The organism is Bacillus sp. FSL R5-0416 (assembly GCF_037975425.1).
Taxonomy (GTDB): Bacteria; Bacillota; Bacilli; order Bacillales; family Bacillaceae; genus Bacillus; species Bacillus subtilis.
This window is the reverse complement of sequence record NZ_CP150252.1, coordinates 241,681-254,533: the sequence shown is the minus strand read 5'-3', so window position 1 is coordinate 254,533 and position 12,853 is coordinate 241,681. Positions and strand designations below refer to the sequence as shown.

General features: G+C 45.4%; 13 protein-coding genes and 1 pseudogene. 5 read left to right on the top strand and 9 right to left on the bottom strand.

Going from position 1 to position 12,853, the window contains the following annotated elements; all coding sequences use genetic code 11:
* Positions 1 to 36 precede the first annotated feature (36 nt).
* Both mmuM and mmuP read left to right on the top strand, forming a co-directional pair.
* A complete protein-coding gene (gene mmuM / locus NYE20_RS01415) occupies positions 37 to 984 on the top strand; it encodes a homocysteine S-methyltransferase (protein WP_095252703.1) in 948 nt (315 codons plus the stop codon).
* 119 nt (positions 985 to 1,103) lie between these two features.
* Entirely contained in the window at positions 1,104 to 2,516 is a 1,413-nt protein-coding gene (gene mmuP, locus NYE20_RS01410) for an S-methylmethionine permease (RefSeq protein WP_161621317.1), read from the top strand.
* A gap of 36 nt (positions 2,517 to 2,552) precedes the next feature.
* Here the strand turns inward: mmuP and NYE20_RS01405 are convergent, their stop codons facing one another.
* The 3 genes from NYE20_RS01405 to gamR form a co-directional block, all read right to left on the bottom strand.
* Complete coding sequence (locus NYE20_RS01405) at positions 2,553 to 3,623, bottom strand: branched-chain amino acid aminotransferase (RefSeq protein WP_161621316.1); 1,071 nt, start codon at positions 3,621 to 3,623, stop codon at positions 2,553 to 2,555.
* 209 nt (positions 3,624 to 3,832) lie between these two features.
* Positions 3,833 to 4,108: a DUF1648 domain-containing protein gene (locus NYE20_RS01400; protein WP_032724827.1), complete on the bottom strand. Its 276-nt coding sequence runs from the start codon at positions 4,106 to 4,108 to the stop codon at positions 3,833 to 3,835.
* A 33-nt stretch (positions 4,109 to 4,141) separates the two neighbouring features.
* Positions 4,142 to 4,849: a transcriptional regulator GamR gene (gamR, locus tag NYE20_RS01395; RefSeq protein ID WP_072173716.1), complete on the bottom strand. Its 708-nt coding sequence runs from the start codon at positions 4,847 to 4,849 to the stop codon at positions 4,142 to 4,144.
* Between the two features lie 218 nt (positions 4,850 to 5,067).
* On the opposite strand from gamR, the gene nagB reads away from it, so the two are divergent.
* The 3 genes from nagB to gltP all read left to right on the top strand — a co-directional run bounded on the left by nagB (position 5,068) and on the right by gltP (position 9,122).
* Positions 5,068 to 5,817, top strand: coding sequence for a glucosamine-6-phosphate deaminase (gene nagB, locus NYE20_RS01390; RefSeq protein ID WP_046380750.1), 750 nt, complete (start codon positions 5,068 to 5,070; stop codon positions 5,815 to 5,817).
* A gap of 20 nt (positions 5,818 to 5,837) precedes the next feature.
* The gene (ptsG, locus tag NYE20_RS01385) at positions 5,838 to 7,733 is read left to right on the top strand and encodes a glucose-specific PTS transporter subunit IIBC (protein WP_161621315.1); all 1,896 of its coding nucleotides are present in this window, start codon (positions 5,838 to 5,840) and stop codon (positions 7,731 to 7,733) included.
* A gap of 144 nt (positions 7,734 to 7,877) precedes the next feature.
* Complete coding sequence (gene gltP / locus NYE20_RS01380; RefSeq protein ID WP_014478694.1) at positions 7,878 to 9,122, top strand: glutamate-aspartate/proton symporter GltP; 1,245 nt, start codon at positions 7,878 to 7,880, stop codon at positions 9,120 to 9,122.
* A 35-nt stretch (positions 9,123 to 9,157) separates the two neighbouring features.
* Here the strand turns inward: gltP and NYE20_RS01375 are convergent, their stop codons facing one another.
* The 6 genes and pseudogenes from NYE20_RS01375 to pssA all read right to left on the bottom strand — a co-directional run bounded on the left by NYE20_RS01375 (position 9,158) and on the right by pssA (position 12,683).
* Positions 9,158 to 10,126, bottom strand: coding sequence for a rhodanese-related sulfurtransferase (locus tag NYE20_RS01375; RefSeq protein WP_032724818.1), 969 nt, complete (start codon positions 10,124 to 10,126; stop codon positions 9,158 to 9,160).
* Positions 10,127 to 10,374: 248 nt separating this feature from the next.
* Positions 10,375 to 10,467 (bottom strand): annotated as a pseudogene (locus NYE20_RS01370) (hypothetical protein); the annotation flags it as partial.
* Positions 10,468 to 10,553: 86 nt separating this feature from the next.
* Positions 10,554 to 10,832 carry a hypothetical protein gene (locus NYE20_RS01365; RefSeq protein ID WP_021481898.1) on the bottom strand — a complete coding sequence of 93 codons (279 nt, stop codon included), beginning with the start codon at positions 10,830 to 10,832 and terminating at the stop codon, positions 10,554 to 10,556.
* Between the two features lie 54 nt (positions 10,833 to 10,886).
* The gene (locus tag NYE20_RS01360; protein WP_003234858.1) at positions 10,887 to 11,678 is read right to left on the bottom strand and encodes a phosphatidylserine decarboxylase; all 792 of its coding nucleotides are present in this window, start codon (positions 11,676 to 11,678) and stop codon (positions 10,887 to 10,889) included.
* Positions 11,671 to 12,159 carry a DedA family protein gene (locus tag NYE20_RS01355; RefSeq protein WP_003234861.1) on the bottom strand — a complete coding sequence of 163 codons (489 nt, stop codon included), beginning with the start codon at positions 12,157 to 12,159 and terminating at the stop codon, positions 11,671 to 11,673. The genes NYE20_RS01360 and NYE20_RS01355 overlap by 8 nt, the downstream gene beginning before the upstream one ends.
* On the bottom strand, positions 12,150 to 12,683 hold the full coding sequence (gene pssA, locus NYE20_RS01350; protein WP_038827915.1) for a CDP-diacylglycerol--serine O-phosphatidyltransferase: 534 nt from the start codon (positions 12,681 to 12,683) through the stop codon (positions 12,150 to 12,152). Before pssA ends, NYE20_RS01355 begins: the two co-directional genes overlap by 10 nt.
* Positions 12,684 to 12,853: the final 170 nt, after the last annotated feature.

Here is a 12,853-nt window from a genome sequence, read left to right as displayed (position 1 = left end):
TTCAAAAAAATCTGAAAGAAGGCATCGGTACATTCTATGAATCCTATCCAACACATATTAGATACATACCCGCTTATTGTGCTAGACGGCGCCATGGCGACCGAGCTTGAACGCAAGGGCTGTAATTTGAATGACAGTCTGTGGTCGGCAAAAATCCTGATGGAAGAGCCAAATCTGATTAAACAAGTTCATACTGATTATTTCGCGGCAGGCGCCGATTGTACAATCACTGCCAGCTATCAGTCTACATTTGAAGGCTTTGCCGCACGCGGGCTGAGCGAAGCGGAAGCACGCCGGCTCATCGAGTTGTCCGTCAGCATAGCAGCTGAAGCACGCGATGAATTTTGGTCGCTTGAAGAGAACCGTTTGAATCGGCCAAAACCGATCATTGCGGCTTCCGTAGGCCCTTATGGCGCTTATCTTGCAGACGGGTCTGAATATCGCGGCAACTACGCAATACCAGAAGATGAACTGATTGAATTTCATCGTCCCCGGATGAAGACGCTGATTGAAGCCGGAGCTGATGTTTTGGCATGCGAAACGATTCCGTGTCTGACTGAAGCCAAAGCGATTGTTCAGCTGTTGAAGGAATTTCCTGAAACGTATGCGTGGATCAGCTTCAGTGCTAAAGACGGCCTGCATATCAGTGACGGAACACCTGCCGCTGACTGCGCATCGTGGCTTGATGGACACCGCCAAATTGCAGCACTCGGCATCAACTGCACGCCGCTTCAGCATATCCCTTCCTTGATAGAGGAGTTAAAAAAGAACACGTCAAAACCGATCATTGTCTACCCGAATTCAGGTGAGCAATATGATCCGGAAACAAAAACGTGGAACGGCGCAGCATGCGCAGAATCTTACGGGGCGAGCGCCCGCACCTGGCATGAAAAAGGAGCGAGGCTAATTGGGGGCTGCTGTCGGACAAAACCCGAAAATATTCAAGAAATTGCGGCTTGGGCCCGCTCTTTAAAAACAACTTGACTTATCGGAATAGTTTGTATATTCTAACCTAAAGCCGGTTCGCCGGAGTCTCGTGTCACTTTCTGACATGAGATTTTTTATTAGGAGGAAATAAATCGCTGATAGAAAGTTGGAAAAAGATGAACTCTGCCCACAACAAGAATGAGACAACCTTTCAGAGAATTATGAAAAGCCGGCACCTCTTTATGCTTTCCTTGGGAGGTGTCATCGGAACCGGGCTGTTTTTAAGCTCAGGTTATACCATTCAGCAAGCAGGCCCGGCCGGAACGATACTCGCCTACTTAGTCGGGGCCGGCATCGTCTATCTGGTCATGCTATGCCTCGGTGAGCTGTCAGTCGCCATGCCTGTGACCGGCGCCTTTCACACCTATGCAGCCAAATACATAGGGCCGGGCACCGGATTTACGGTCGCTTGGCTGTACTGGCTGACATGGACCGTGGCATTGGGATCAGAATTCACAGCAGCCGGCCTGTTAATGCAGCGCTGGTTCCCCCATACATCGGTTTGGATGTGGAGTGCCGTCTTTGCGCTGTTCATCTTCTTGCTTAACGCATTTTCGGTCAAGTTTTTCGCTGAATCAGAATTTTGGTTTTCCAGCATCAAAGTATTAGCCATTGTATTATTTATTCTTTTAGGCGGCTCTGCCATGTTTGGCATCATTCCGATCAAAGGCGGAGAAGCCGCTCCGATGCTGTCCAACTTCATGGCGGAAGGCGGGCTTTTTCCAAATGGATTTGTCCCGATTTTGATGACGATGCTGTCCGTTAATTTTGCCTTTTCGGGAACGGAACTAATCGGAATCGCAGCCGGTGAAAGCGTTGATCCTGACAAGACAATACCAAAAGCGATTAAAACAACGGTCTGGCGTCTCTCACTCTTCTTTGTCGGAACAATTTTTGTGCTGTCAGGGCTGATTCCGATTCAAGATGCAGGTGTCATCAAAAGCCCGTTTGTCGCTGTCTTTGACAGAGTCGGTGTACCATACGCAGCCGATATCATGAACTTTGTTATCCTGACAGCGATCCTGTCAGCGGCTAATTCCGGACTCTACGCTTCTTCCCGGATGCTGTGGTCTTTATCAAAAGAAAAAACGCTTCATCCGACATTTGCAAAGCTGACGTCAAAAGGAACCCCTTTTAACGCGCTGGTGTTCAGCATGATCGGCGGCATTCTGTCGTTGCTGTCCAGCGTATTTGCGCCAGACACTGTATACGTTGTGCTCGTGTCGATTTCCGGTTTTGCCGTCGTTGTCGTGTGGATGGGAATCGCTGCTTCTCAATTCATGTTCAGAAAACGTTATATCGAAGCGGGAAACAAGGTTACTGATTTGAAATACAGAATCCCTTTGTATCCGTTCGTGCCGATTGCCGCGTTCCTGTTATGCCTGGCTTCCGTTGTTGGCATTGCCTTTGATCCGAATCAAAGAATCGCACTCTATTGCGGCGTTCCATTTATGGCCATTTGCTATGCAATATATTATGTAAAAAACCGCAAAAGCCAGCCGGCTGCTGATATGACTCATTCAAAATAAAAAGAACCTGCCTCCGGGCAGGTTCTTTTTCAGTTTTCACACTTCCACTGTCCAGTTAAACGGGCCCTTCACCTTGCCAAGCTGAATATCTGTTATCGTTTCATACAGCTTTTTCGAGAGGTCCCCGATTTGCCCGTCGCCTACAATCACCGTTTTTCCATGAATATTGAGTTCACCGACAGGCGTAACGACGGCTGCCGTGCCTGTGCCGAAGACCTCTGTCAATTCTCCGCGTGCAGAGGCCGCATACACCTCATCAATCGATATTCTCTCTTCACGAACCGGAATGCCCCAGCTTCGAATCAGTTCAATCGCAGACGCACGTGTAACCCCGCTTAAAATGCTTCCGCTTAAAGCAGGTGTGACAGCTTCCCCGTTTATGACGAAAAAGATGTTCATGCTCCCTACTTCTTCCACATATTTCTTTTCAATGGCGTCCAGCCACAGTACCTGGTCATAGCCCAGCTCATTCGCTTTCCGCTGTGCCTGAAGACTGGCGGCATAGTTTCCAGCCGTTTTTGCAAATCCGACTCCGCCGCTGACCGCCCGCACATACTCATCTTCGACATAGATTCTAACCGGCTTCAGCTGATCGTCGCCATAATAGGAGCCGACAGGCGAAAGCACGATCATAAATGTATAGCTCCTGGATGCCTTCACACCGAGACTCGGTTCTGTGGCAATGACAAAAGGACGAATATACAGTGACGTTCCTTTTTTCTTTGGAACCCAATCTTTCTCCAGCTCAACTAATTGTGTCAATGCCTCAAGCACTAGCTCTTCGTCTAAAGGGGGCATGCTCATGCGCTCACACGATCTGTTCAGCCGTTTGATATTTTGATCCGGACGGAACAGGAGCACCCTGCCATCCTCTGTTCTGTATGCTTTTAACCCTTCAAAAACAGCCTGGCCGTAATGAAAAACAGATGAAGACGGATCGAGCGTAAGCGGTGCGTACGGCGCAATTCTCGGATGATGCCATCCAATCCCCTCTTCGTAGTCCATCACAAACATATAATCTGTAAAATATTGTCCAAACCCCAAGGAAGACGGGTCGGGCTTTTCCTTATAATATACAGTTTTTTCTCGTTCGATAAGCTTATTCAATCTAATCAGCACACCTTTCACATAATTGTTTAAATATTCAGTCTTTTTAAAGCTGCAAAAAGTATACAGCCTTTCCTTTAATCATACGCCGCTTCACACCTATAAATTTCAGAATATTCTTTAGGATCATCAGCTATTATACACCACATTCATTGTCAGATGAAGCTGAAATTAAAGAAAAACAGCCAGTTTTATTCTGGCTGTTTGATTTAGACCGCTAAACAAAGGACGACAATGTGGCAAATCAGCAAAATATACACTGCGAATACAAATTGCCAATTGATCTTCCGCGCCCATGCAAACACCACCATCAAAACAGGCAGCATCACAGTCCCCGCCAGCTTGTTAACCGTCAGATCAGGGCTGTTCGCAACATCATAATGAATCGGCATCTGCGTCGGCAGAAAAGGGTAAAATACAATTGAAAAGATGAATGCAGCAATCACTGCTCCCCACAGCACTTTTCCATTCGTAAATAAAAACATAGAACCACCATTCCCTTCTTAAAACACATTGCTTTATGAATGATATGACTGTTCTACGATGAATTTCGTTCGGTCTCCCCGGGTAATAATTTGCGCATATTCCACCACTTCTTCATTTTTATCATAGGTAAGGGATTCTGATAAAAACGCAGGCGCTCCGACATTGGTTAATAAGTGGCCGCTGATCGTTTCATCCGTTAAAATCGGTTCGATCGATTCCGTGCCCCTGCTGATTTCAATATTGTATTTTGTCCTTAACAATTCAAACAGCGAGCCGGTGCATTCCTCCTGCGCCAGCCCCGGTGCCGCCTTCCAGGGAATATATGAGGTATGATACTGCAAAGGTTCCCCCTCGGCGTATCTGACTCTGACAAGCTTGTTGACAGGTTCATTCTCTTTCATTTTCAAAAGCTCGGCAATGGAGTGATCGGCAGGAATCACAACAAGCTCAAGCACTTTTGATTCAGAACGAAGGCCTCTCATTTGTTCTGCAAAGCTCGTAATCTTATGCGGAATCGGCGTTTGTATTTTTGCCGCCGATACAAATGTCCCTTTTCCTTGAATTCTTTTAATATATCCCTCAAGCTCTAGCTGCTGCAGAGCCAGTCTCACAGTTGTTCTGCTGACATCATATTGTTCGCAAAACTCACTCTCCGTCGGCAGCTGATCATTCGCCTGATATTTGCCCGATTTAATTAACTCAATGATTTTAAACTTGATAACAGAATATAAAGCTGTCATTTCATTCTCCCCATTCTGTATGCATTCCGTTCTTTTTCATTGAGACCATAATACCATTTGCCATCCCAATATGAAAGATTTGTATCCTTCTTTTATAACAAATTTTCAGAAATTAATATTGACAGTTTAATAATGGTGGTGCTAAATTCGTAATGACAAGTATTATAAATTGGTAATAACAAATATGGTGCTTGTCTATCTCTTTGAGGGGGTGTCACATGAAGATTCTGATCGCCGAGCACTACGAAGAACTCTGTAAGTTAAGCGCTGCCATTATTAAAGAACAAATACAAGCTAAGAAAGATGCCGTTCTCGGCCTGGCAACAGGAAGCACACCGGTCGGCTTGTATAAGCAGTTGATTTCAGACTATCAGGCAGGCGAAATTGATTTTTCAAAGGTTACTACATTTAATTTGGATGAATACGCTGGTCTCTCTCCATCTCATCCGCAAAGTTATAACCATTTTATGCATGAGCATCTTTTTCAGCATATCAATATGCAGCCTGATCATATTCATATCCCGCAAGGAGACAACCCGCAGCTTGAGGCGGCATGCAAAGTATACGAGGATCTCATCCGCCAGGCGGGAGGCATTGATGTCCAAATTCTCGGCATCGGCGCCAATGGCCATATCGGTTTTAATGAACCGGGATCTGATTTTGAAGACCGGACACGTGTTGTGAAGCTCTCGGAAAGCACGATACAGGCAAATGCCAGATTCTTCGGCGGTGATCCGGTGCTGGTGCCGAGACTCGCGATTTCAATGGGCATTAAAACCATCATGGAATTCAGCAAACATATTGTGCTTTTAGCAAGCGGCGAGGAAAAAGCAGACGCTATTCAAAAGATGGCTGAAGGTCCTGTCACGACAGAAGTACCAGCCTCCATTCTTCAAAAACACAATCATGTAACCGTTATCGCCGATTATAAAGCAGCTCAAAAATTAAAGAGTGCTCCATGCTCATAAAACAATAAAAGGAGACTGTCATGTTTAAAAAGGCATTTCAAATTCTGCAGCAGCTTGGCCGCGCGTTGATGACTCCGGTTGCCGTCCTGCCGGCAGCCGGTCTTTTGCTCCGTTTCGGAGACAAGGACTTACTGAACATCCCTATTATAAAGGATGCGGGCGGCGTTGTATTCGATAATCTCCCGCTGATTTTCGCCGTGGGGGTCGCGATCGGATTAGCCGGCGGAGAAGGTGTAGCCGGACTTGCAGCTGTCATCGGATACTTAATTTTAACCGTCACCCTCGACAATATGGGAAAATTACTCGGCCTTCAGCCTCCGTATGAAGGAGGCGAGCACCTGATTGATATGGGGGTTTTCGGAGGAATCATTATCGGGCTTCTCGCCGCCTATTTATATAAGCGATTTTCATCAATCGAGCTGCATCCGGTCCTTGGATTTTTCTCTGGAAAACGCTTTGTCCCGATTATTACTTCCGTCAGTTCATTGGTGATCGGTGTCATTTTCTCATTCGTTTGGCCGCTGATCCAAAACGGAATTAACGCAGCCAGCAGTTTAATTGCCGATTCAACAGTCGGCCTGTTCTTTTATGCAACGATCTATCGTTTGCTGATTCCTTTTGGCCTGCATCATATTTTTTATACGCCTTTCTATTTTATGATGGGAGAATACACAGACCCATCAACAGGCAACACCGTAACCGGCGACCTGACAAGGTTTTTCGCGGGAGACCCGACAGCCGGGCGCTTTATGATGGGGGATTTCCCTTACATGATTTTCTGTCTGCCGGCCGTTGCTCTTGCCATTATCCATACCGCGCGTCCGGAAAAGAAAAAAATGATCTCCGGCGTGATGATTTCTGCGGCACTCACATCTATGCTGACCGGAATTACAGAGCCGGTTGAGTTTTCTTTCTTGTTCGTTGCGCCCGTGCTCTATTTGATTAACTCTATTCTTGCCGGCGTCATCTTTGTCGTTTGTGATTTATTCCATGTCCGCCACGGCTATACGTTCTCAGGCGGCGGAATTGACTACGTCTTGAACTACGGACTGTCTACAAACGGCTGGGTTGTCATTCCTGTCGGGATCGTGTTTGCTTTCATTTATTATTATTTGTTCCGATTTGCGATTCTGAAATGGAATTTGAAAACGCCCGGCCGTGAGACAGATGAAGACGGTCAGAATGAGGAGAAAGCTCCAGTTGCAAAAGACCAGCTTGCCTTTCACGTGCTGCAGGCCTTGGGCGGACAGCAAAATATCGCTAACCTGGATGCATGTATCACAAGGCTTCGTGTGACCGTTCATCAGCCAAGCCAAGTCAGCAAGGATGAATTAAAACGGCTTGGTGCAGTAGGTGTACTGGAGGTCAACAACAACTTCCAGGCAATATTCGGAACCAAGTCCGATGCCTTAAAAGACGACATCAAAACAATCATGGCCGGAGGCGTCCCTGCCACCGCCGCCGCGCTGGACACGGTAACTGACAAACCGCAGAAGCCCGCTTCCGGCGAGACCTTTATCTATCCGATTAAAGGAGAAACAGTCTCTTTAGGGGATGTGCCTGATCAAGTCTTTTCAGAAAAAATGATGGGCGAGGGATTTGCGATTATACCATCAGAAGGAAAAGTCGTTGCACCTGCGGACGGCGAGATCGTCTCGATTTTTCCGACAAAACACGCCATCGGCTTTATGAGCGCCGGCGGCACTGAAATCCTGATTCATGTCGGCGTTGATACCGTCAAACTGAATGGGGAAGGCTTTGAAGCACATGTCACAAGCGGACAAGCCGTCAAACAAGGCGAACTGCTTCTCACCTTTGATCTCAATTACATCAAGCAGCATGCCGCTTCAGCCATAACACCGGTTATTTTCACAAATACCTCTGAAGAAGATCTAAAGCACATTCAAATGAAGTAAAAAAGTCCCCCCTGCGGTGGGGGACTTTTTCGCCAACATAATGAAAGCGCTGTCAAAATAAAATAACTTGAAAAAAGGTGTTTGCATTTGAATCACGAATGATATGAATATGCCTACATTCTATCGTTCTAAAGGGGGATTCATTTGAAAAAATTAATCGCGTTTCAAATTTTAATCGCTTTGGCTGTCGGCGCGGTGATCGGCCACTTTTTTCCTGATTTCGGGATGGCACTGAGGCCTGTCGGAGATGGATTTATCCGCCTGATTAAAATGATTGTTGTGCCGATTGTATTTTCTACCATTGTCATTGGAGCCGCAGGAAGCGGAAGCATGAAAAAAATGGGCAGTCTCGGCATCAAGACGATCATTTGGTTCGAAGTGATTACAACGTTGGTATTAGGGCTTGGACTTTTATTAGCGAATGTCTTAAAACCAGGTGTCGGGCTTGACCTCTCCCATTTGGCAAAAAAAGATATTCATGAACTTTCCGGCTACACAGACAAAGTTGTTGATTTCAAGCAAATGGTCCTGGATATTATCCCTACAAACATTATTGATGTCATGGCCAGAAATGATTTGCTTGCCGTTATTTTCTTCGCCATTTTATTTGGTGTCGCCGCAGCTGGTATCGGCAAAGCTTCTGAACCAGTAATGAAGTTTTTTGAATCTACAGCTCAGATTATGTTCAAGCTCACGCAAATCGTCATGGTCACTGCTCCTATCGGCGTGTTAGCCCTGATGGCTGCTTCTGTAGGCCAATATGGCATTGAACTCCTCCTCCCTATGTTTAAGCTGGTTGGCACCGTATTCCTTGGCCTGTTCCTGATCCTCTTTGTCCTCTTTCCGCTTGTCGGTCTCATCTTTCAGATTAAGTATTTCGAAGTATTGAAAATGATATGGGATCTGTTTTTAATTGCATTTTCCACCACCAGCACTGAAACCATTCTCCCTCAGCTGATGGATAGAATGGAGAAATACGGCTGTCCCAAACGAGTGGTATCATTTGTCGTTCCCTCCGGCTTGTCATTGAACTGTGACGGCTCCAGCTTATATTTATCGGTTTCTTGTATCTTTCTCGCACAGGCCTTTCAAGTAGACATGACATTGTCCCAGCAGCTGCTCATGATGCTTGTGCTTGTGATGACCAGTAAAGGCATTGCAGCTGTACCCTCAGGATCGCTTGTAGTTCTTCTGGCGACTGCCAATGCTGTAGGACTGCCGGCTGAAGGCGTTGCCATTATCGCGGGTGTTGACCGCGTCATGGACATGGCGAGAACAGGCGTGAACGTACCGGGACATGCGATCGCCTGTATCGTGGTATCAAAATGGGAAAAGGCCTTCCGCCAAAAAGAATGGGTTTCCGCAAACAGCCAAACTGAAAGCATATAGAAAAAAGAACACCTCAATCCGAGGTGTTCTTTTTATTATTCAGCAGCAGCGTGATCTCCTGTTTCAATCGCTGCCAGTCTTGCGTTTACTTCTTCTTCTGTCATATTATGCTCTTTCACATACAGGTTTCTTGGGTTCGTGCGGCATTCGTGGCTGCAGCTGCGCATATATTTATACTCATTTTCCGGTGTGCATATCATTTTTTTATTGCAAGATGGATTTGCACAGTTCACATAACGCTCACACGGTTCTCCTGTAAAGTAGTCCTTGCCGACAATCACATGCTCGACACGGTTGACAGGCACGCTGATTCTTTCATCAAATACGTAGCACTGGCCGTCCCAAAGCTTGCCTTGCACTTCAGGATCTTTTCCGTATGTCACGATTCCGCCGTCAAGCTGTGCTACATCTTCAAAGCCTTGCTTCACCAGCCATCCTGAGAACTTTTCACAGCGCACGCCGCCTGTACAGTACGTTAAAATCTTTTTGCCTTCAAGCATATCCTTGTGTTCTTCGATCCATTCAGGTAATTCGCGGAAGGCTTCGATGTCAGGGCGGACCGCACCTCTGAAATGGCCAAGGTCATACTCGTAATCGTTACGCGCGTCGATGACAATTGTGTTTGGATCCTGCATCTTCTCATAAAATTCTGCAGGCTTCAAATGCTGGCCTGTTGTTTCGTTCGGATCGACATCATCTTCAAGACGAAGCGTTACAAGCTCTTTTTTATGGCGGACGAAGATTTTTTTGAAGGCATGGCCTTCTGCTTCATCAATTTTAAATACCATGTCCGCAAAACGAGGATCAGCTTTCATTGTTTCCATATATTTTTCAGTCTGTTCAACCGTACCTGATACCGTACCGTTAATTCCTTCAGAAGAAACAAGGATACGGCCTAACAAACCAAGCTCCTTACAAAAAGCCAGATGCTGCTCTCTAAACGCCTCTGGATCTTCAATCGGAACATATTTATAGTAAAGTAATACTCTGTATTGTTTTTCCATGTTTTAAACACCCTGTTCAATTATAGTTAGTTGCTATGCACACTCTTACTATATCATACAGGAAAATGCCGCAAAGATGAACAGATCCGCCCAGACTGATAAAAATATCCAAGCTCTTACAAACCTAAGCAGCACAAGGGTTTCTCACAGTAGAAAAGTATTTTCCATTCATTTACTAATCAATGTAGTTATCTGAAAACTATCAAACAAAAGGTGCACTCCACCTGTAATAGCACAGGGGACACCGCTCACTTGATAATGACTGACGGCGTGATATGCTCCAGCCAAATGACACCGTCATATTGTTCCTTCAGGATCATCTGCTCTTCTGTGAATCCCCAATTAGGTTCTCTAGTCATTACGAGATAGATATAGAAAAAGTTTCCTTTTCCTGCCAACAAAAAAAGCTTCTCTGTTGAAAGAAGCTTTAGCTGGATTCTCTCATCACCTGATGAAAGTAAAACCGATACGTATTTCGTAAAAATGTCTCAACCGGAAGCTGCACATCCGCTTGGTATTTGCTGATGATGAATGGAAACCGCTCGATTCCTTTTTCGCGCAAATTGTTCGCTTGTTCATCATCTATTGCCTTCTCTTGCAAAACCGCTTCAACGATCGGCCAGCACACTTCTCGCACTTGCCGCAGGACGGCTTCATCTCCGGTGTTCTGATAATCTGTAATCCAGCTGATGATTTGTTTCTCCATAAGTCTCACCTTTCTTCAAAAAAAGAGGCGCTGCGTTTATGCAAGCTCCTCTTTTTACTCTTCATAACCTATCAGTTCTCCGACTTGAACTTCTTGGCCTTCTGCTAAATGGGCGGACGGCTGGAACGCGTCTTTTTCAAAAATCAAAATGACGGTTGACCCGAATGAAAAGTATCCCAGCTCTTCGCCGATCTCCAATTCAGCACGGGTGCTCGTCTGCACGATAGAATTAATATTCATCGCGCCGACAGGAATCATCAGGACATTTCGGCTGCCGCTATTCAGCTCGTACACAAACCGATAATTTTTCGACAGCACATCTTTCCCGTATTTTAAGCCTAGTTGATTTACCGGGTATGAGCGATTTCCGAGCTCGGCCAGCTTTTGATACCTGCAGCTGATCGGAGAATGGAAACGGTGATAATGCCTCGGGCTTAGATACAGCACGACGAAGTATCCGCCGTTGTATTGATGGTCTGCGCTTTTACAGCCGGTGAGTTCAGCGAATGAGTAATCTTTTCCCTTCACCGTAAAGGTTTGATTCGGGTTGATGATTCCTACCGTCTGAACCACACCGTCAACAGGGCTGACCACCGCATGCGCCTCTTTTGACACAGGGCGCCGCTCCAGATTTATTTGTCGAATGAACAATTCGGACAGCGATCCGTAATCAGCAGCCGTACCATCCACATCATCCCAATTCAGCCGAAAATGTTTTGAGAAAAGCGGAATGACCGGTTTGCTGATTTTTGACTCGCAAAATCCTTTAATCAGATAGGATGACAGACGATGATTCGTCAGCTCTATCAATGATCGATACAGAATCTTTACAGCCGTATTAAACATGAATAATCCCTATAACCCTTCCGATTGTAATAAAAACAAAGCACCATAAAAAGGCGCCGATTGCCGCAAACGCAACATACGTTTTCAGATCCATTTTGCCGATCCCCGAAAAGTAGCACGTCACATGTCTGACGCCGGGAATAAAATAACCTAAAATAAGAGAATATGGACCGTATTTCTTCATCCATTTTTCCACTTTCATCATTCTTTTTTCTTTTAAGCCGACCCACTTGCCGTACTTGTCGATAAACGGGCGTCCGGCTTTTCTGCCAATCATGTAGCTGATCAGCATACCTAACAAAGCCCCGACAAAACTAATCAATATCGAAAGCTCATAATTCAATACATCGGTATGCGTGAAATAGCCAACAACGGTCATCATCACTTCATCTGGAATCGGCAATCCTACAATTCCTAATACCAGCATCAAAAAAATAGCGAGATAACCGTAATCCGCTATGAGCTGCTGAACTAATTCCATCTCCCAGACTCCAGGTTTTCTGCCGCATGTTTTTTAAAATGAGGGAATTTTATTTTACTCACCATCAAATATGAAAGTCCGCAAGTGCCGATTGCCAGAAGGATCGGGTTATAGGTAAAGCTTAAAATAACGAGACACATGCCCGCAAACGGAATCGGCATACCGATAAACGTCGGGAGCTTGCTTTGTTCAATGTTAAATTTAGAGAGGCGAAGCATTCCGCAAATGCTGTACGTCAATGCGCATAAGATCCCGATAAATGGCAGGGTATACAACGCGACACTGTAAGCAAGCATAGCAGGAGCCACCCCAAACGTAACCAGATCGGCAAACGAATCCAGTTCTCTCCCCATATCAGAAACGGCATTCAGCTTACGAGCAGCCATCCCGTCAAAGAAATCAAGGAACATGCCTGTAAAAATAAAAAGCACTGCTGAATGAATGTTGTGATATAGCAAGGAATGAATCGCCAGCAATCCGCAAATGAAGTTTCCTATCGTAATCATACAGGGGATGTAATTCACAGTGTAACCAAACCTCCAATTGTAAAACCATCTATATTATTTGACGATAGTGATCGAATAGCGTTACAGGAAAATTTTTCTCCAATAAGCATGATAACATAGAATGCTCCCAAAAAAAGCAGCATTCAAATTCTATTATTATACAACATTTGTTACCTTTTGAAAAATGA

Coding starts and splice junctions, on each gene's coding strand:
- NYE20_RS01400 (WP_032724827.1), bottom strand. CDS start 4,108: ATGTTTTTATTTACGAATGGAAAAGTGCTGTGGGGAGCAGTGATTGCT.
- mmuP (WP_161621317.1), top strand. CDS start 1,104: ATGAACTCTGCCCACAACAAGAATGAGACAACCTTTCAGAGAATTATG.
- mmuM (WP_095252703.1), top strand. CDS start 37: ATGAATCCTATCCAACACATATTAGATACATACCCGCTTATTGTGCTA.
- ptsG (WP_161621315.1), top strand. CDS start 5,838: ATGTTTAAAAAGGCATTTCAAATTCTGCAGCAGCTTGGCCGCGCGTTG.
- nagB (WP_046380750.1), top strand. CDS start 5,068: ATGAAGATTCTGATCGCCGAGCACTACGAAGAACTCTGTAAGTTAAGC.
- NYE20_RS01365 (WP_021481898.1), bottom strand. CDS start 10,832: ATGGAGAAACAAATCATCAGCTGGATTACAGATTATCAGAACACCGGA.
- NYE20_RS01355 (WP_003234861.1), bottom strand. CDS start 12,159: ATGGAATTAGTTCAGCAGCTCATAGCGGATTACGGTTATCTCGCTATT.
- NYE20_RS01375 (WP_032724818.1), bottom strand. CDS start 10,126: ATGGAAAAACAATACAGAGTATTACTTTACTATAAATATGTTCCGATT.
- gamR (WP_072173716.1), bottom strand. CDS start 4,849: ATGACAGCTTTATATTCTGTTATCAAGTTTAAAATCATTGAGTTAATT.
- NYE20_RS01360 (WP_003234858.1), bottom strand. CDS start 11,678: ATGTTTAATACGGCTGTAAAGATTCTGTATCGATCATTGATAGAGCTG.